General features: G+C 62.8%; 8 protein-coding genes. All 8 read right to left on the bottom strand.

Features of this window, described 5'->3' with window-relative positions:
* Positions 1–15 precede the first annotated feature (15 nt).
* Complete coding sequence (locus AC6I6U_RS17970) at positions 16–657, bottom strand: DNA repair protein (RefSeq protein WP_497877378.1); 642 nt, start codon at positions 655–657, stop codon at positions 16–18.
* A gap of 18 nt (positions 658–675) precedes the next feature.
* On the bottom strand, positions 676–2,373 hold the full coding sequence (locus tag AC6I6U_RS17965) for a putative porin (protein WP_497877377.1): 1,698 nt from the start codon (positions 2,371–2,373) through the stop codon (positions 676–678).
* 39 nt (positions 2,374–2,412) lie between these two features.
* Positions 2,413–3,120: an energy transducer TonB gene (locus AC6I6U_RS17960; RefSeq protein ID WP_497877376.1), complete on the bottom strand. Its 708-nt coding sequence runs from the start codon at positions 3,118–3,120 to the stop codon at positions 2,413–2,415.
* Positions 3,121–3,122: 2 nt separating this feature from the next.
* Positions 3,123–3,548 (bottom strand): ExbD/TolR family protein, encoded by a 426-nt coding sequence (locus AC6I6U_RS17955; RefSeq protein ID WP_497877375.1) that lies wholly within the window; start codon positions 3,546–3,548, stop codon positions 3,123–3,125.
* 15 nt (positions 3,549–3,563) lie between these two features.
* Positions 3,564–5,405 carry a DUF2341 domain-containing protein gene (locus AC6I6U_RS17950; protein ID WP_497877374.1) on the bottom strand — a complete coding sequence of 614 codons (1,842 nt, stop codon included), beginning with the start codon at positions 5,403–5,405 and terminating at the stop codon, positions 3,564–3,566.
* Between the two features lie 25 nt (positions 5,406–5,430).
* Complete coding sequence (locus AC6I6U_RS17945; protein ID WP_497883054.1) at positions 5,431–7,008, bottom strand: ShlB/FhaC/HecB family hemolysin secretion/activation protein; 1,578 nt, start codon at positions 7,006–7,008, stop codon at positions 5,431–5,433.
* Positions 7,009–7,126: 118 nt separating this feature from the next.
* The gene (locus tag AC6I6U_RS17940; RefSeq protein WP_497883053.1) at positions 7,127–7,732 is read right to left on the bottom strand and encodes a transposase; all 606 of its coding nucleotides are present in this window, start codon (positions 7,730–7,732) and stop codon (positions 7,127–7,129) included.
* A 347-nt stretch (positions 7,733–8,079) separates the two neighbouring features.
* A complete protein-coding gene (locus AC6I6U_RS17935) occupies positions 8,080–20,634 on the bottom strand; it encodes a filamentous hemagglutinin family protein (protein WP_497877373.1) in 12,555 nt (4,184 codons plus the stop codon).
* Between the last annotated feature and the right edge of the window lie 79 nt (positions 20,635–20,713).

The following is a 20,713-nucleotide window of genomic DNA, read 5'->3' as shown; positions in this document are numbered from 1 at the left end:
AGATTCTTCCTTGTCTTATGGATTCAGGGATGCATGGGTAGCATCGAACTGGTTCTTGTAGAGATCATCGCCGAAGGCCTGGGCCATTTCCTCGAACTTGACCCGGGCGCTGCCGGCAAACGGCTGGCGGATTTTCATCACTTCGGCCACGTCGATTTTTTCGTAGGCGGTGAGGATTTCCTTGGCGACGCCGTACATTTGTTGATTCTTGGCTGAACATTGCTGCACTTGTGTGTCACGTTCAGCCAACTGCCCTTGCAATTTGGCGCGCTCGGCCTCCTTGCCCTTGGCCATCACCAGCAGCTCGTCATAGGCTTTCTTGTACTTGCCCAGTTGCTCGTTGGCCGCCACCGAGAAGGCCTGGGCCTGGCTTTGCAGCGCCTGTTGCTGGCCGGCCAACTGCTCGCTCAGCCCCTTGGCCTGGGCCAGTTCGGCAGTCAACTGCCTGATCTGCGCCTGGGCCGCCTTGGCCTGGTTTTCGGCGGCGATGCGGGCCGCGCTGGCCTGGGCCTGCTCGCTTTGCAGCGCCTGCAACTGCTGGGTGGTGCTGCGCAACTGGGTCCGCAGGCGCTCTTCCATGCCTTCGGCGCTGGCGCCCTGGGCAGTGAAGAGACCGACGGTCAGCAGGCACAACGCTGCCGGGATTCGCCTGATCATGGGAGTTCTCCTTCGGGCTTAGAAGCGCGTGTTCAGCTCAAGTTGGAAGACATCGACCTGGAACGGATCGCCATAGACTTCCTCGGCACTCAACCAGCGGGCCGAGGCGACAATGTTCTTGTCCAGGCTGTAGTTGCCGCCAATGAAGTAACCCTTGGCATTGGTGCCGCCCAGGTGGTACGAGGAATCGTTGAAGCCATCAGGCAAGGCATCCGGCTGGATGTACTTGTAGCCGGCGTAGACGTTCCAGTCGCCCTTCTTCTTCAGTTCCAGGGCGTTGCCGAGGGTGAACTGCATCATCAGCGCACTGCCACCGCTTTCGAACTCGCCGTTGCTGTTGATGTTGTTGACGATCTGGCCTTCGGAACGCTTGAGCATCTCGCCCTTGTCGTAGGCCAGGTTATGAATGAAGTTGGCCTGGCTACGCAGCTTGAAGTCTTCCGGCAGTTGCGTGTCCCAGGCCAGGTTCAGGTCCAATACATTGAATTCCGAGGCCAGGCCCAGGTACTGCGGCTGCGGTGTCAGGTTCGGGTTGGTCGGGTTCGGCGTGATGTTGCGCAGCAGGAATACACTGTTGCCATGCTGCATGAAGGCCAGGCGCGTACCGTCGGTGTCGCAGCCCGGCTGACCGTCCCACGGTTTGCAAGGACTGGAGCGCTTGCCTTCGATATCGTTGAAGCTGTAGTAGGCCGCCGAGCCCTTGAGGCTGTTGTCGGCGTTGATCTTCCAGTTGGCGCCGATCTGCCCGCCGATCAGCCATTTGTTCTGGCTGTCGGCCTTGTCGATACCGTTGCTGGTTTCCGAGTCCGAGGTGTATTCGACCGGGAACGCCCCGAGGGTACCGAACAGGCCCCATTCGCTGTTGAGCTTGTGGTTGAACACCGCCGCCACACCGTCGAAGTTCAGGTCGTTGGAATACATCATGTCGGTGGAATAGAACGGGTTGGCGAAGCGTCCGCCGGTCACGGTCAACTGATCGGAGGGTTTCCAGCTGACATAGCCCTGGTCGAGCCAGATATCTTTCTTGGCAAAGCCACCGCCGAGAGTCTGTGTGGTCGAAACCGGGTTGTTGTCTGAGCCGGTACCGATGCGCACGCCGGCCGTCCATTCGGGGGTCAGTACCGCCTTCATGCCCAGGCGGGCGCGCAGGCGGAACAGGTTCTCGCGGTCCTCGCGGCTGTTGAGCAGCGGTGGGAACTGGGTGTTGGTGCTTCTGTTCACGTCATAGGGCGAACCGCTGTTGATCTTGGCGTAGTCGACCAGGGCATTGCTGTTGCCGCCCGAGAAGTAACGCGACTCATCGCGCACACGCAAGTCGCCGTCGAACGTGATGCGCGACACCCAGTCCGGGAAAGTGTTGGGTTGCGCCCAGTTTTCCTGCTTGGCGGTCGCCATGACTTCGGCCTTGACCTGGTCACGGATCTGGTCGCGAACAATCGCCGGCACATACTGCACCCGCACCTCGCCCGGCGTGGCCGAAGGCGCCGCAGCGGCCACTGCGTTGGCCTGGCGGGCCTGCACGGCTTCCTTCTCGGCCTGGGCAATCAGGCCATCGGCCTGCTCCTGCTTGAGTACGCCCTGCTGCACCAGCAGGCGGATCAGATTGATCGTGGCGTTCTCCGAAGGCGCGGCGGGCTGCGCCGCCACCGCCTGGCCGACCAGGGTCGCGATGACCATGCCGACCGCCAGGGTCAATCGATTCACGTTGGAAATCATTTGCACACAACTCCTGTTGAAAAGCGTGAAAGTGTTCGATCAGTCCGGGCGTCGGCCCTTGAGCGATACGCGAATGGGCAAGGTCAATGAAGCCGGTGTGCGTTCCTTGAAACGCGGTGCGTTCTGCAGGGCGGCAATGATCCGCTCGTCGGTCTTCGCCTCGCCGGTGCCCTTGACCAGGGCCACCTTGAGTACATCGCCGTCCGCCGAGAGCCAGAAGTCGACCTGCACCGAGAACGCCAGCCGACGTAGATCCGGGTCGTCGCGCAGCAGACGTTGCAGGGTCGCGGCCAGGTACTGCTTGTAGGTCCCGGTGCCCAGCCCGCCACCACCGGAGCCGGCCATGCCACCGCCCTTGCCCGCGCCGATGTTGAAAGCGTCGCCACCCGCCTGGGCGTCGCCGTCGATCTGCATCGGGTTGGCCAGATCGTCCGCCGGCGACGGCGGCGCCTCTTCCTGAGGCTTGACCTCCTCGGGCTCGGGCGTCGGCTCGGGCACCTTCTCCTCAACCGGCGTTTCCGGCTCCTTGGGTTTTTCCGGCTCCGGTGGCGGCGGCGGTGGCGGAGGCGGCAACGGGATGATCATCGGCACCTTCGGCGCCTCCCTGCGCACCCCGCTCATGTCATGCGCCCACTGCCACAGCAACCAGGCGGCAGCGGCCCCCAGCAGCAGCCCGGCGCCCCACTTCAGCGGACGCAGCGGCGACTTCTTCACGGGCTCGGGGCTGATCGGTAATTTCGCGGTCATGGTCAGCCCTGGTTCGGTTTGCCGGTGACCAGCCCAACCTGCGACAGCTCCAGGCGCCTTAGCAGGTCAAGCACTTCGATCACTTTCTGGTACTGCACCGTGGCGTCACCGCGCACGATGATCGGAAAGTCCGGGCTCTGGGCCTTCTCGATGCGCAGGCGCTCCTCCAGCTCCGGCAGGGTCACCGGGTAGGCATCGAGGAACACCTGGCCGCCGTCGTTGACCGAGATGGCCTTGGTCTTGGCCTCGGACAACGACACCGAGGCACTGGCCTTGGGCAGGTGGATCTGGATCCCCGAGACCTGGGCAGTGGCAGTGAGGATGAACATCACCAGCACCACCATCAGCACGTCCACCAGGGGCGTGATGTTGATGCTGTCGACGGCCGCATCTTCATCGTCGTCATGGGAGGCGTTTACGGAAGCCATGGCAGTTCCCTCCCCTTAGACCGACAACAGGTCGATGGCATGCTGGCCGGCCTGCTGCCCGGACTGGCCGGCGCGGCCACGAGCGGAGTCGTGGGCCTGGCCCTCACCGTGCATTTCCGCCAGGCGAGTGATGAACTCGTCGACGAACACCCGCATGTCGGCGCTGACTTCCTTGTTGCGGGTAATCAGCCGGTTGTAGCCGAACAGCGCCGGGATCGCGACGAACAGGCCCATGGCGGTAGCCAGCAAGGCTGCGGCCATGCCCGGGGCGATGGCGTTGATGTTCACGTCGCCGGCCATGGCCGTACCGAGGAACACCACCATGATCCCCAGCACCGTCCCAAGCAGGCCGATGTACGGGCCGCCGGCAATGGCGTTGGACAGGGTCGAGAGTTTCGAGCCCAGTTGCTGGTTCTCCCGGGTGCGCACACCGTCCATGGAGCAGCGGATGGCCTCGATGGTGGCGGCCGAGACCGACGAGGTATCGGCGCCCTGGGCACGACGGGTGCGGATCTCCTTGACCGCCACCAGGTACAGGCGCCACAGCGAGGAATGCTCCAGGCGCCGGGCCAGGTCCTGATCGTCAGCGAACATTTCCAGGCGGGTACCGACCTGGGCGAACTGCTCGCGGAACGCCTCGTTGGCACGGCTGACGCGGCTCAGGGCGCGGTTCTTGCGGATCATGATGACCCACGACTGCAGCATCATCAGCACCAGGACGGCGATGATCACCCAGGCGTCCACCGGCACCGACTTGAGCAGGAAACCCAGGCTGCCGAAACCGAAACCGGACTGTTCTTCATCGGCGCCATAGGTGACCAGCTTCGATTCGGCGCCCTGGGCCGTGGCATCGGCCAGCAACACCGCGGCAGGCCGCACGACCTTGGACAGGCGCAGTTCATCGATGGCGCCGTTGAAGGCGGTAAAGGTGCTCGGCGCCGCCGGGTCGACCGCAGGCAGATCGCCACCGATGGCCACCGGCGAATTGAAGGCCGCAACTTCCTGGGCCAGGCTGGCGGTTTCACGACCGTTGACGAATACCGAAGCCTTGCTGCCCTGGGCAGTCAGCGCCAGGTGCTGCCATTGACCGGGATTCAATGCCTGGGTCGACACTGCGCGCTGGCCATTGACCTCGACGAACGGCGTGCCCTGGCTGACCCCCAGCAGGAAGGCATGGCCGCCCTCGCGACGGGCCATCAGCAGTTGTTCGCCCGAGGCCTGGTCCAGGCGGACCCAGGCGCTCAGGGTGAAGGCACCACCGGCGTTGTATTGCAGCGAAGGACTGGCTGGCAGCAACAGTGGCTGACCGCTGAATTGCAGGGCGCCGCCAATCACACCGTCGATGCGACTGCCGGTAGCGTTCTGCGCATTATTGGAGAAGGCAGTAGCGTCCTTGGGTGGCGTAGCTGCGGCGCCATCAAAGTGGTAGACCGCAGTGTAGCTCGGTTCGAAAGCCAGTTGACCATTGCTGGTGGCCGGGGCTTTCTGGTTGCCGTAGTACATCCAGATGTCCTGGCGCTGGCCGCCTTCGACCTTGGGCACATCGACCCAGATCAGCGCCATGCCCATCAGCGGGTCGAAGCTCTCGATCTGGTAGTTGAGTACGGTCTTGTCGTCGGCCGCGACGAAACGCAGGTCCGAACCGTCTTCCTTGACCCCGTCGAAGGTGAAGTTGCCGGTGTGCAGGCGTACCAGCAGGCTGGTGCGGCCCAGGGCCTCGCTGATCGCCGCGCCCTGTGGCGTGGTGTCGACGGTGATCTGCTTGCGGTAATGCCAGTCGTCCTGCCACCAGGCCTGGGCAGTGGCCGGGAGCACGAAGCCCAGGCAGATCAACAGGGACACGATTAAGCGTGACATGCGGTGGTTCTCCGTCAGTAAAGGGTCAGAAAGTCGCTTGCACACTGAAGTGCAGGCGTGAATCGTTTTTCTGGGTGTTCGGGCCATCGAGCAGCGGGTAGCCCCAATCCAGGCTGCCGGACAGCCACTTGCTCAGGCTGGCGCGCGTGCCCAGGCCGACACTGGCCAGGCTGTATTCGTCTTCCTGCTCGGGCAGGGCTTTTTCCAGGGTCAGCCGCGCGCCTTCGGCGAAGGCATAGAAACGCCACTCCTTGACGTAGCTGCCGAGAAACTTCGCCAGGGATGGCGTGCGCAATTCCTGGGAGAACAGCACCCCGCTATCACCCGAGCGCTCGGCCGCCAGGTAGCCGCGTACCGAGGTCGCACCACCGGCGGAGAATTGTTCGTTGGAAACCAGCGGACCGGAGGCCAGCTGGAAGGCCGCCTTGGACGCCGACTGCCAGTCGCTGGCGAAGGTGTAGGTGTAGTTCAGGTCGCCCTTGAGCACGGTGAAGCTGGGGCTGGCGCGGTAGCGCTTGTAGTCGAACTCGTCGGAGTCGCTGCCATAGCCGAAAAAGCTGCGGGTCGCCGCCACCAGGTTCAGGCCCAGCCCTAGCTGGGAATTTTCGGTGTAGCGATAGCCGTTGTAGCCAAAGGTCAGTGGCGCGTACTTGAGCGGGATCTGGTCACTGCTGCTGCCGAACTTGAGTTCTTCCTCGAAATCCTTGAAGTCCACGCCGATGGAGAACGAATTGGCCCAGGCACCGCTGGACGGCAGGGTGTAGATGCCCGAGACACCATAGGAGTGGCCCTTGCCGAGCATGTTGCTGCCGCCGATGGTGGCGACGTTGCTGTCGGACTGGTAGCCGGAGAACTGCAAGGTCCAGCGCTCGGTCAACGGTGCGCTGTAGGAGCCGGACCAGACCTTGGCGTTGCTCTGGTCTTCGGGGGCTGTGAAGTAGGTCAGCGAGACGCTGTGCCCCAATTGCCAGAGGTTGTCGTAGCCCAGGGAGGTGACCGCACGCAGCTCCTTGGTGTCGGCACTGTAGTCGTTGTTCAGGCCAAGGCTGGCGTGCCAGGGGTTCTGATCCTCGACCTGCAGGTCGACGTCCATGGTGCCGGGGCGCTGGCCTTCGCGCACCAGCGGCATGACCTGGCGACCGGCGCCCTTGTTCAGCGCCGCCAGTTCGGTCTGCACCTGGGCGAAGTCCGGTACTTCACCCTCTTTCAGCGCCGGCACGTCCTCGCGGATCTCCACCGGCGAATAGTGCTTGGCACCGACCACCCGCACCCGTCCGACCTTGGTTTCACTGATCTGCAGGTACACCACGCCGTCTTCGACCTTCTGTTCCGGCAGTTCGACGAACACCGACTGGTAACCCTTGGCCTGGTAGACCTTCTGCAGGGCATCACGGGCACCTTCGATATCGGTCAGGGCCTTCTGTGGGCCGAGGAATGGGTAGACCGCCTCTTCGATATCGCGGGCCTGCAGCACGGTGTTGCCGCGCACGACATATTCGTTGACGTCCACCAGGCGAGTCACTGGCGCCTCTTCGGCGACCAGTGGCCCGGCCAGCAGGGCCAGGGCCAGGACCAGGCCCGCACCGACCGGCCAGGCAGGTATTGCCCTTGTCGGTCGCGCCGTCTCTTTGAAGAACAGATGCTCCACACCGCCCCCTTGATTCAAGAAATCGCCCCGAGCGCTGTCGAGGCTGCATGGCCGGGGCTGTCGCCCCTGGCGCTTATTGGTTGTTCGCGATCGCTACCGACGGATGCCGTGCCAGCCAGGTGTGCAACAGGGCGAAGTTCAGGGAGAACTCCGGCATCTGCAGCAAGGCGCCGCAGAACAGCTCACCGACGATTTTCTGGATCAGCAGTACGGCCTGCGGGTTGTCCAGCAGCGTGGCGATGTCCTTGCTCAGGACGTTGAAACTCCAGACCTTCTGGTTCAGGTCCAGGCCGACGAACCAACGGAACAGCAGGTTGTAGTTGAGCTGCTCGTACAGTTGCTGTTCACCGGGCACCGAATACAGCAGTTGCAGCAGCAGGATGTGCATGACCGTCTGCGGGGCGATCAGCATCTTGGTCCCGGCAGCGGCGGCCCGCAGGACGTCGCGATGCTCGTCGAGCAGGTCGTCGATCTGCGGCCGCAGCAGCACCAGCGAATGACCGGCCGGGATATAGCTGGAGACTTCCTTCAAGGCACCCTGCCAGTCCTCCTGGGACACGATCCAGACCCACGGCGCACCGTAGCGATAGACCGACACCGGCTTCTTGCGCGCCGCTTCGACGATCTTCGACAGGCGCTGGTCGAGCTCCTGCATGCCCACTTTCGAGTAGCGTTCCATAGTCCCCATGTCCTCCCCTCCAGCATTCCCTGCAACCGTTGGAAAACGGGGCCTGACGCCCCCTTGCCCGTTCTACATATCGAAGACAGGGCTGGCCTTGTGCTACCGAACTTTTGTCACAAAAGCTTCATTCCCGACGGCCTCGCAAAGCGCAAGACAGCCATGAAATGCCGTCTCAAAAGCCATACAAAACCCTGTGGGAGCGGGGCTTGCCCGCGAAGCTTTGCGTGATATCAAGGCCCTCTTCGCGGGCAAGCCCCGCTCCTACAGTTCGATGCCGTTGGCAGAAAGGACTGGGCAAAAAAAAGGCGGCCCAAAGGCCGCCCGAGAGGAGGAAGAACCAGCGATTACAAGGTCAGGTTGCCCCGTTCCTCGTCGGTCAGGCGCAGCTTGGCCTGCTCGCTCAAGGGACCGGCGCCCAGGACCTGGACAGGGCTGTCCGGGTTATAGGCCGGCGTATGGCTGGCACTGTCACGGCTCGGCGTCACCGGTTCGCTACCGAAGCCGAGTACCTCGACGGTGAAGATCGACGGCCGATCCTGCTTCGACGCCTGCTGCTGCGCGCGCGCCGCGTCTTCGGCCGCCTGGGACGCCGCGGCGCCGGCGGAGCTGGCGGCGGTCATGGCACCCGTGTTGATCGACGCAGTCATCGGCACACCCGAGGATTTGCCCTGGGTCTGGATGTTCGCCGCGTTGACCACCTGCAGGGCGGCGATGTTGACGTTGCCGGAGACCCGAATCCCCGCCTCGCCGGCATCGATGGTACCCAGCGGCGCGATCAGGTCGATGTCCCCCGGCGCGATCTCCGGAATCGGATTGAGCGTCGCGATCCCCGCCCCGGTGCTCGGCACTGATGGTGACAGGGTGACGTTGCCCCAGTTGTCGTAGACGCGCTTGGGTGGCGTGTAGACCACGGTGGTTTTCGAACCACGCCCGGCGTTGATGTCGCCGGCCGCCGACCAGGCCATGATCGAGCCACCGAAGGTGGTCATGATCCGGCTCTGGCCCAGCAGGATGCTGTCCAGGGAGTACAGCTGGATATTGCCGGTACCCTGGGTAATGACACCGGCCGTTGACGGCGGCGCCACCCCTTCTATACCGAACACTTGGCCACCGCCCGGCGTGAGCATCTGGATATTGCCACCGAAGTCGGTGTGCACCCCGGCCCCGCCGAACAAGGTGATATCGCCCTGGTAGCTGATCGGGTTGCCCGCCACGTCGGTCTGCGGGAACAGCAAGGCAACGGCCTCGCGACCGCGAATATAGCTGCCTTGGCGAGGCCCACCGGCCTGGTTGTACTCGCGCCCCGCCGCTTTCAGCTCGGCGAAGTAGACGTCACGGGCGAATATCCGCTGCTGCTCGGGCGACAGGGCCAAGTAGTAGGCACGAGCCTGGTCGACAGTGCCGCTGAAGCCGTATCGCTCGGCCAGCCAGGCGACCAGCTCGACCTCGTAGGTCTTGGCCACCTTGCCGCCGTTCAGCGACTGGCCAGCCTGCGCCAGGTTGTCCGGGTTCAGGTAGGTCTGGACGAAACGCAGGTAGTCCACGCCATTCGCGCCGAAGCCGGCCTGCATCACGATACTGGCGCCCGGACGACTGTCGCCGGGGACCACCGCACCGATGCTGGTGATGCTGGCCTTGTCTTCCATCAGGATGTTACGGCCGGCTGTCAGCTCCAGGGTGCCGGGACCGGCGACCGTGAAGTTGCTGTAGAGAATGTCGCGGCCAGCGGAAACGATGGAGACGTCATTCGGGTTATTGTGCACGAACAGGTTGCCGGTGCTGGTGTACTTGTTGATGTCGGTCATGCCCGAATCACTGCTGCCCAACGCGGTACCGCTGCTGACGATATCGCGACCGGCCATCATCCAGACCGGGCCGGCGCCTTCGTACCAGGTCTGGCCAAGACGCGGGGTACCGGCCTGGAAGGTGATGATTCGGCCGCTGTTGACGCCCAGCAGGTCCCCGTTGAGGGCATAGAAGCGCGAAGGAAGGCTGCCAGCGGCAATAGCATCTGATGCGGTGCCCGACCCGAAGGCGAACAAGGGCAAGACAGACGGCGAGTCAGCCTTGTTACCATCCGTCGATAGATTGTTGCCGTTGGCAACCAAAGTACCGTTGATCATTCCTGCGAAAGCCGGACGCCAAGGCGTTGCCATCATTTCAGGGGCCGCACCTGAGCGGCTGACGCTCAAACCACTGGCATAGATGGAGTCTCCAGCCAGGAATTGCAGTTCTCCAGTGGCTGAAGGAGCCAGCAGCAACGGGGCCTTGTACTCGGTGTCTGTCAGTTGACTGGTTGCCGCCTTGCCATAATAGATACTGCCGCTGGCAGCAACCGCGCGCAAAATCGAGGGATAGACCACAGCAGCATCGGTTGCCGTGCCACTGGTGTAAGGCGTGAGATTACCGCCGGCAGAGGACAGATCTATAGCAGTATGGTCGGTCCACAGACTAAACCAGCTCAGGCCCGCCCCATTGACACCCCCGCTGCTGAAAGGCGAAGCATTCATCAAGGAGACCCTACCCGGGTCCTGAACGTTCTGTACGACCAGATCGCCTAGGGTCGACAGGTTGAAAGTGGCGTCACCGGGAACAAGGGTCATCCCTCCGGCCGAGATGGCGCGGGTAGCGATCGTCGGCTCATAAGCCCTGACTTCGCCAGGTGCCTGATCCGTTGCCTGATTGCCGTAGTGCAGCGCCACGCTGCCCATCGACGCGCCGTTGAATTGAACATGCCCACGCAAGTCCACCAGCATGCCGTTCTGTTGCCCTGTGACGATGCTGCTCGCAGGATTCAACGCGCCCCCTACACGCAGGTTCAGATCACCACCACCGGTCATCTGCACGCTACCATCGGCTGCGACCCGCCCTGTGCTGCCAACGGCCAGCACCAGACCCTGACTCCGAGGATTGACGGATGTCGAAAATGAAGAGCCCGCAAGCGTACTGAGAATACCGGCATCACCGGAGACCTGAAGGTCCAAGTCTCCGCCCCCCAGAGTGCCAAAGCCAGTAAAGCCGACCAATTGATCTGCAGCGCCAGCCGACAGGCTATTGGCATTGGTATAGCTACCGAAGTTGATCCACCAGGCCGTTGGTTGTGCCGAACCCGCACCAAGCACGTCACCACTTCCCTGGCGCCAGAGCCAATTACCTACGTTTGCCGAGTTATACCCATTGTCACCAGTGTTTGGACGGCTAATCGTGGCGCTGGCCACATCCATGATGTTTCCAGTCAGATTACCTCCGACCTTCAAGGTCAGATTGCCGCCCAATTCCGGATACCAGGCACGGTAAAGGCTTTCTGAACCACCATCGACGAACTTCTCATTGGCCCCACTGGGGTCTTTGAGAACCGTCGAGCCCGTACGGGCCTTCGGCTGGTTGTATGGATCATTGCTGCTGGTAGTGGCCGACGACATGCCTGCGGTGTAGACGCCGTACAACGAGTCCATATGCAAGCTACCGCCGCTAAGCAACTCCAGATCCCCGGTGCCTGTACGAATAACACTGAAACGGGCACTCCCAGGTATAGCCGCATACTCGGGCTTGGAATCCGAAATACAGTAGGCCGGCAAGTCAGCGCAGAAGTCCGACACAGGCATCCCCAGAAAATCAGGATCCATCGGCGTACCTGCCAACTCCGGCATGCCGACTTCTTCCGCGCCCTGCTGACTCCAGACATACTTCTGCACAGCAACGCAGTAGGACGGCAGATCGGCACAGAAGTCCGCCACCGGCATCCCCAGAAAATCCGGATCCATCGGAGTACCCGCCAGTTCGGGCATCCCAACCTCATCCGCCCCTTGCTGGCTCCAGATGTAAGAGCTTTTGGCAGGTAGCAACTTACCGAACATCCCATAGTGACTATCCGCCAGGCGCAAATCGCCACTAACCGGATACGGTTGGACGATACGGCTGTCAGCGGCCTCGGTATCGGCACCAGCGACCAATCGCAATGACCAGGATTGCGCTCCCTCGGCCAGCATGGGTGCTACGGCCCAGTTTGCTCCCTGACGACCGGCCACTTCCGGACGCAGCTCAACCGAAGCAGCGTCTCCCGGTAATTTGATATTGGTCCCCGATGGAATAAGAGCCCCACGAGGCAAAGCGAAGCTGCCATTGAGGACAACGATGTTACTCTGGGCATTGGCAGCACCCGACACACCTGGCAACGGCACGCCTTTAGGCCAGGTCATGGCGCGTACAGACACCCCTTGAGCCAATAAGCTGCCCGCATCCAATTGGAAACCTGCCGCCAGGGTCTGCGTCGTATTCAGCAAGGTACCGGCCGCGAACAGTATGTTCCCCGAAGCATCGCGTATCGCCGCCGCCAGCACGGTGCCAGCGGGTAATACCAGCGGCTGAGCGAGGGTGACGGCCACAGGCAGGCGAGTCCCTGCCGCCAGGGTCAAGCCCTTGAGCGGCACGTCGTAGTTGAGTGTGGTACCAGCAGGGAAAGCCGTGCCATCTGCCAGAGTGACCCCGGCACCAGGGACTACGATATCGCCACCGGTGAAATCGATCCCCGGCAAGAGCACCCAGCCCTTGTCATCCTGGGTCGCCGGTGGTGGCGCAAAACCATCGTTGATGCTGCCGTAGATATTCAGGTCGCCACCAGCCCGCAAGGTCAGGCTGCCGACCTCGCCAGAACCGTAGATCCCGGTCTTCTGGGTGTTCGGATTCACACTGGCATAGCGATAACCTGACAGATCGATATCGCCCTGCACCACCAGGTCGCCATCCGGCGTCGCGCTGACGATCTCCACGCCAGGGCGCAGATGGAAGGCGTCGGCATAGGTGGCGTTGTTCAAGCCAGCCAGCTTGCCCTGCATCAACCCGTTATTGGCCAGGGCAGCATTGATGAACGCGGTGCTCTGCAGGTGCTTGGCGTCCAGGTAGGCCTGGTCGATGATCTGGTAGGGACGTCCGCTGGCCGCCGGATCGGTGCCATAGGCCGCGTCGTCGTAGCGCCAGGTACCGTTGACGGCGATCGAACGCGCGCCCTGGATGGTCAGCGGGCCGCTGGCATCGATGGCAATGTCGCCGCCGGTGACGCCGCCCAGGCGTGGAGCATTCAGCTCCAGGGTACCGCGGGCGCGACCATCGTTCTGCCCCGGCAGATTGCCCAGCGCCACATCGGTGCCGTGGCGCAGGTCGATGCTTGCACCGCTGCCCAGGGTCAACTGACCATTGCCCGAGTTGAGTTCGACGATCGCCCGGTTCGGCGAATCGATGATCTTGCCATAGCTGTCGACCCGCAGACGCGTACCATGAGCATCGAGTACTGCGCTGCCGTCCAGGGTCAGGCCGTTCTTGGCCGACAGGCGAATACTGCCAACCCGCTCGCCGCTCGCATCGATGGTACCGCTCACTCGCAGGCTGCCGTTATCGATGGAGACGGTCACATCACCGGCCTTGAGGCCATCGCCAATGGTCAGATCGCCCTGCTTGAACTGGAAGCTGCGCGAACCGATGACCTGCCCATCGTTCAGCCGCTGGTTGAGTGCGGCGAACTGCTCATCGAGCGTTCCCGTCGTCCCCAGCCGCTGGGCCTGGATCTCCACGCCCCCCGCGGTGTACGGCATCAAGGTGCCGCCCGCATCGTAATAACCGCTGCTGGAGCCGAGAATACGCCCCTGCAAGTCAACGATACCGGCCGCCGCATCCAGCGCCACGGCGCTCAAGGTCCCGGCCTGGTTGTACTTGGCCGACAGGTCGATGCGCGAGCCCGCCGCCTGGTGGATATTACCGTTGCGGCTCTCCAGCCTGACGCTGCCGCCCCAGCCGTACTTGGTCACGTCGTTGAAGACAATGGCCCGCCCTGCCACATCGATCAGGGCATCATCGGTGAGCACCACGTCACCGGTCGCGCCCAGAGTGACCTTGCCGCTGGGCAGGAGCACGGCGCTGGCCAGGCGGATACTGCTGCCCTGCAGGGCCAGTTCGGCGCCCTGCCCGCTCACATCACCCACAGCGGCGCCCGACGACGAAACGTCAATCGTCCCGCCAACGGTGATGCGGTTCACCGAACCGGCCTCGCCGGTCATCAGCGGTGTCAGGATGTTCAGGTTGCCGCCGCTGTACTGAAAGCCCTTGCCGGCCTCGTAGGCACCTTGGCTCTGGTAGACCGAGAGGCTGCCCTTGTGGTTGGCGGTGATGCGTTCGCTGGCGTTGAGATTGACGTTGGCGAAACCAAGCACCAGACGATCGAAGCTCTTGACCGTATTGGGCTGGGCAAAGTCGCCATAACCGAACTCGATGCGTTGGGCATTGATATCCAGGCGCCCGCTGCCGGTCCCCGCGCCACCAGCGATCACCGAACCGGCCGGCTTGTCCGAGCCCAGCCAGATCAGGTTGGCGGTATGGATCGTGGCCACGTCGCCAGCGCCACCGGCACCGTAGATCGCCGGAGAAGACAGCATCAGGTTGCTCAGGCGCGACTTGCCAGTCTGTGCATCATAGGTGTCGAGCGTCGTGGTGCCATAGAAGTTGAACGCATCACGCGCCGACAGTTGCAAGGTCTCCAGAGCTGGCGCACCGGACTGGGTGTCACCTTGCAGCAGGCGATCGATCAGTTGCTGATTGAGCGTCAGGCCGGCTGGCAGTCGATTGCCAGCCAGTGCATCGGCCAACGCTTGCGGAGTGCCGACGTTGATGTTGTTCAGCGCCAGGGTTAGGTGGCGGGTGCCATAACGCACATTATCATCGAGTTGGAACGAGGCCGGTGTCACCGCAGCAATGGTGCCGTTGGAGTACAGCGAAGTCTGGCCAGTGCACGAAGCCAGGGCACAGGTACCGACCTTGATCCCGCCCGTAACCGCCGTCTGGCCCTCAGGCAGGTTGACGACATTGAGCAGGCCGTTGGAGACGGCGAGCATGTTGCCAACCTGATAGATAAAACCGTTCCGGGCATCGTAGGCGGCGTTACCGTAACCCAGCGTGTTGATCGAGGCCCCCTGCTCCAGCACGATGTCCCCGGAACCGGTGACCAGGAACACCTCCGGTGCTCCCAGGGTCGCGCCGTCGCGCATGACGATGCTGCTCGATAGTTTCGACATGGTGATGTAGTTGCCGCCCTGCCCATAGGTCACCGTCGGCAACCCGCCAATGACCATGCGCCCCGCACCCAGGGCACTCAGGCTTTGTGCATCCAGGGTGACACCGTCGAACTGCGCCGTGGCCTGGCGCCCGGCGCCAACGATTTCCAGCGCGGAGCCGTTACTGCCCAGCACCGCCACCGTACCGGCATAACCACCTTCGGCGGCGTCAAACTTGCCGATCCCCTCAAAAGTGAAGGCTTTCTCCCCGGCTCCCTTTTCCAACTCCAGCTTGAGCGTCCGCGCGTCCCTAGGCAACAGGGCCCGGGGTACACCGAGGCGGGCCGCGTCCGCAATAGCGAATTGTGCATAGCTGGTTTCGTTGTACTGCGAGTAGCGACGCAAGACGTCGCCAGAGGTCAGGATGACCTGGTTGGCGACACTGTTGCGGATACCGGTGTTGGCAATGGACAACTGGCCCGAGGTTGACCACGAACCGTTGCGCATCAGTTGCGTACCACCCGCCGTGCCACCCGTTGCCAGGCCATTCAGTTCGACCCGGAAGGCGCCGGGCAACAGGGCGTAGGTCGAAGGCATCAACGTGTAAGTGCCAGCCGGCAGACCGGGAACCCCTGCACCGATAGTGATCTGCTGGCCGATCATCGGATCGACCGCGCCCCCTTCCGGTGATACCGGCGCATAGCCCGGCTGCACGCCGGGTACGATGGCATAGATAGGGTTGGTCGCCAGCCCCGGCAACAGGAAGCTGCCATCGGAGCCGAACTGGACCAATGGATTGAAACGCGCATCAGTGGAACCGCCACGCCCGGAAATGAAACCGGCACCGAGCAGGTCGCCACCGCCGGACAGGTCCAGGGTGGCGTCGGGCAGGACCGACACCGACTTGCCACCCAATGCGATACCCACCTGCAATCCGCGGTTGGCGGTGGGTGTACCACCCTGCCCCAGGAATTCCACGGCCTTGCCGTTGTAGTAATAGGTCTGGCCATCGAAGGTACCACCATACGGAAGTACCAGGCCCTTGCCGCTGACGGAGGTGATACTGCCGGGAAGGAGCTCCACTTTCTCGACACCTGGCGTGCCCAGGCCGCTGCCGATTTCGATCAGCCCCAGGGGCGCTCGTACCACGCCACCCTGCTTGATGACCGCAGCGCCAAGCCGCAAGCGACCAAAAGCCGAATAGGGAATGGGCGCATTTGCATCACCCACACGACTGATGGTCAAGGTTCGCGTCGGATCGAAACCGCTACCACTGCCTCCGAAACCCGCCATGATGGCGGCGCTGGTCTGTGTGGTCGGGTACAACTGGGCCGCGCGCAGAGTCATGTCGCCGGCAGTGTACAGACCTGTCTTGGGACCTGTCGTTGGATCGGTATCGCTGGAAACCGCCAGGAAGCGCAAGTCGCCCTGGCTGGTCAGTTCCACCTGGTCGAAACCGCGACGCTCGATGGCCACCGCCGGTTGGCCCAGGTACGCGACGGAGCTCTTGACCCCGAAGGTAACGTCACCGCGCACATCAATCAGGTTGGCATCCGCAGAGAACACACCATGGCCCAGCGGGGTTGGCGAACGACCGTTCAACCCGGGAACGACATAGCTCTCTTTGCCCAATGACTCGAGCATCCCACCCAACAGCAGATAGGCGCTGGAAAGACGAACCCGAGCCTGATCCGCGGCATTGCCCGTCAATCCAAGGTAGCTGGAATAGAGTTGCAGGCTTTGGCGAGTCGACAGCGTCACATCGCCGTCGAAGCTCAACAAGCCACTGCTGAACAAGGTCAGGTTGTCAAAACCTCCAGCCTGGAACTGGTCGACGCCGAACCGGCCCTGTCCGTAGGTCAGCACACCCGCCGCGTCCTCGGCCGTGGTCGGTAGCGTATTGGCCTGATAGTTCTGGCTGAGCACCAACTCGCGGTAGTTCAGCACCCGATCGGTAGCAAACGCCTTCAAGTACGCCTGGCTTTGCAGGGCCACCGTCAGCGTGCCGCCAGCAGCGCCCTCTCCGCCGGCGCGGGCATTGAAACTGCCATCCAGGTACAGGCCGTTGTTAGAGGCCAGTGTGATACTGCCGCCATTGCTGGCGACCAGCGTACGCCCCTGCCCCGGTACGTCGAGCAGTGCCTGGGTGCCGGAGGCTTCCAGCCGTGCACCTTCACGAACCACCAGGAACAGGTCGGCCGCCTTGACCTTGCCGGTCGCGGAATCGAACGTCCCACCGAGACTGATGCTCCCGCCGTTACCCACCCGACCATAAATGCGACCACTGGCATCGGTCGCCGTCACTGCCCTGGCTGCCACATCAATCAGGGCGTGTTCGCCGATCCAGATGGAGCGACCGTGGCCGACAGCATTGACCTGATCCGAACTCCCCGTGGTGATTGCCCCCAGGCTGACCTTGCCGCCCCAGGCGTTCAACGTGCCATCCAGGGTCAGTTGGCCGATGCTATTCAGGGTGATGGCCTGGCCAGGATCGACATTGATGACCGCACCGCGGCCGACACTCAATACCGTGCTGGCCATGTCGGTAGCACTGGATGTATTCGTACCCGCGTTAAGGCTCAGGCTGGCACCGCTACGCTGTGCCAGCACCCCTTTGGCGGCGTCGTTCTGGTAGAGATCAGGCGTCCAGCGTTCCAGGAACGTCGATGGCGATACGCCCGATGGTGTGTCGCCGGCCTGCTCCCCGACCCGATAGACCGGCATGGTGACGTCGACCTCGGTACCGTCGGTGACGGTCAGGCCCTGGTTTCCGGTAATGTCGTAGGCCGAAAAACCCTTGTTGAAGAAATCGCCAGCCAATTGCAGGGTGCCCGCTGCCGCCGGCGTCGAGCTGTCGCCGATCTGCACCTTGCCGGCCTGCAGCTTCAGGGTGCCGCCGCCATTGACACCGTAACCGCGTAGCTCACCATCGAGCGTCAGATCACCTGCCGCCGTGGAGTTGCCAACGTTGGCAGCAAGGGTGATGTCGCCCCCTTTGCCACCACTGAGCTTGCGATTGTTGAGGATGGCAGCGCCCGAAGACACATCGACCAGGCTTCCTGTCCCAAGCGTCACATCACCGGTACTGCGTAGCGAAACCGCACCGCCATTGATATAGGGCAACCGGCTGTTATCGCCATCCAGCGCCAGGTTGCTCCATAGGCCAGTGGTATCGAGTTTCACCCCACCCACGATGTCGACCACGGCCTTCTGGCCAGCCGCAGGCTGAATGATCTGGTCGATGACGCCCTGGGTCGGGTTGGCGGAGTTCACCTGATTGAGCACGTTGCCCAGATGGAGGCTGCCGGAATGGGCGGTCAAATTGGCATTGACCCGAACCTGCGGCCCATACAGGGTGATATCACCGCCATTGCCCACGGTCAGGTCACCATTGACCTGGATCTGCTGCTTGGCCGCCACCTTGATGGAGCCGAGCTGGAAGCCATTGAGTTGATCGCTATCCAGGTACATCGTGCCCTGGCGATTGGCTGGCAACGCGGTACCCAGGTCAAGTCCGGCTGCAATCTGATCGCCCCCCTGGCCGATCTGCACCTGGTCCGCAACCGCGTCCAGGCTGTAGCGCAGGGTGCCGGTCTTCTTGTCATAGATCGGCGTATACTTGCCGAAAATCAGCTGCGCCCGCTGGGCGACAGCGTTGCGCGATTGCTGGTAGCCATCGAGATTGAGGTTGGGCGCCTGGTTCTGGCGGTCGCCCTTGAACACTTCACTGACGATCTGGCCTTCCAGCACTGCGTTGGTGGTACCGATTACCAGCTTGCCGGCATCACGGCCCACGGTGTAACCCGATTCATAGCGCTGCTGCTGCGCGATCATCGGGTTGTAGAAGTACTCGGTCTGGCCCCAACGGGCGCTGCTGGACTCGAAGCCCTTGTAGATCCCGGAATAGAGGATGTCCCCAGGGGCACGGGAAAGTTCGTAAAGACGACCATCGGCCCCCTTGAGCCAGGTCTGCTGGATGTAGCCGGACTGTACGTCGACGGTGCCTCCGGACAGGTTGAGCTGCGCGCCCTGCTGGGTCACCACGTCCTTGCCGGTGAAGGTCAGCGTGCCGCCCTGGGCCATCCACTCACCGATGTTGTGGCCCTGGGTGCCCAGATACCCGCCTACTTCCAACAGGCCACCCGCGGTGTACCAACGATCGGTGGCATAGCCGTTGGTGCCGGCCGGGACGAATACCAGCTCGCGCAGGTCGACCCAGACGTCGTTGTTGATCAGCTTGCCACCGTCACGGTTGACCGGTGCGTCGCGCTGTTCGTTACCTTGTACGTTGATCTTGATGTTGTTGGATTCCATCGAGACCTTGACACCGACCGCGCCAGAGACGTCGACCACCGCGCCGTCACGCACCAGGCTGCGCTGGGCGGCGCTGACCGCCACCTGGCCGCCCGTGGCGAGGGTGATGGAACCATTCTGGAAGTCGACATTACCGCCACTGACGATCTCGATCCGCGACTGATCGGTACGGTCACTGACCGTGCTCAGGTTGTTGAAGAACCCGGTGATCATGGTGTTCGGCAAACCGTCGAGACCGCTCAGGCCGTTGTTGCGCTGGCTGTCGAGAGCAGTGGCATCGGTGTTTTCCAGCAGGATCGCGGTGGTACTGCCCAGCCCCAGGGTCACGCTACCGGTGGTGTCGGTGGCGGAGTTGAGCAAGTGAATGGTGCCACGAGTGTCGACCGAGGTGCTGGCCAGCGCTACGCCATTCTGTTGCACCTGGTGCCCGGTCAGGGTGATGTCGCCGGTGGAGGCCATGATCAGGCCACTGTTGGTCACCTTGCCGGCGGTACTGCCAGCCTTCAGCGAAGTCGCCACTTCGTTGCCGCGGGTGGTCGAGCGCTGGTTGCTGCTGGTACCGACGCCACGACGGATATAGAAGCTGTCACCCGCGGCGAGTGTGGTCTGGCCCTTGGCAGTGATGATGGTCCCGGCGTTCTCCACCTCGGAGCCGAGCAACAACGCATAACCGCCGGACTCGGTCGAAGACGCAGGTGCCAGGGTCTGGATGATCGCACCACGCTGAACCTCGACCTTGCCCGCCGCATCGGTGAAGGTCGGCTGGGTACCATTGGTGTCGACATAGATGCCGCGCTGGGTGAACTGGTCATCGGTGATAGTTGCCGCGGCGGCCACCAGGTTGCGCACGTTGACCTGGCTGGAACCGCTGAAGACCACGCCGTTGCGGTTCATGATCATCACGGTGCCATTGCCCTTGACCTGGCCCTGGATTTCGCTCGGACGCGCCAGCGGGTCGTTGACGCGGTTGAGTACCGCCCAGTTCGACTGCTGCTGGAAATCCACCGTGGTGTTACGCCCGACGTTGAAGGTTTCCCAGTTGAGAATCGCCTTGTCGGCGGTCTGCTCGATGGTCACGGTGGTCTTGCCACCAGCTTGGGTCTGGGTCGGTGCCTTGGCATTCAGCCAGCCCTGGGTCAGGCTGTTGTCGACCTGCAGGCCGCCCTTGCCCAGCCCATCGGGAATGTTGCTCAACTGGCCAAGCGCGGCCTGGCGACCGGCAGCCTGGGCTGCCTGCTGGGCGGCGATGGCGGCCACGGTGCTGTTGAGATTACCCAGCGAGCGCTGCAACTGCTGGTTGGCACGGCTCTGCTCCGCCAGGGTCGGGATACCCGGAATCTGTCCGCTGTTGTTGCGCGCCGCAGTGGCCGACAGGTTGGCCCCCTTGTTGGTGAACCAGGCCGAACTGAACGCCGTTTCCGCCTGGGCACTGCCCGCCACCATCAACAGGGCGATGGCATGGGCCAGGGGCTTGAGCCGCAGGATCGAGGAAGCGTCGTCGTGACGCCGGGCGTTGAGTCTTGCCGAGGGTTTGCAACGCAGCATCACTACATCCTTTTCAAATCGTGCAAAGGGCTGCAACGCGTGACCCGATCTGTGACGGGGCGTTGCTCATTACCGGATA

The organism is Pseudomonas sp. UTLPPB19802 (assembly GCF_059730225.1).
This window is presented reverse-complemented; position numbering and strand designations above follow the sequence as displayed.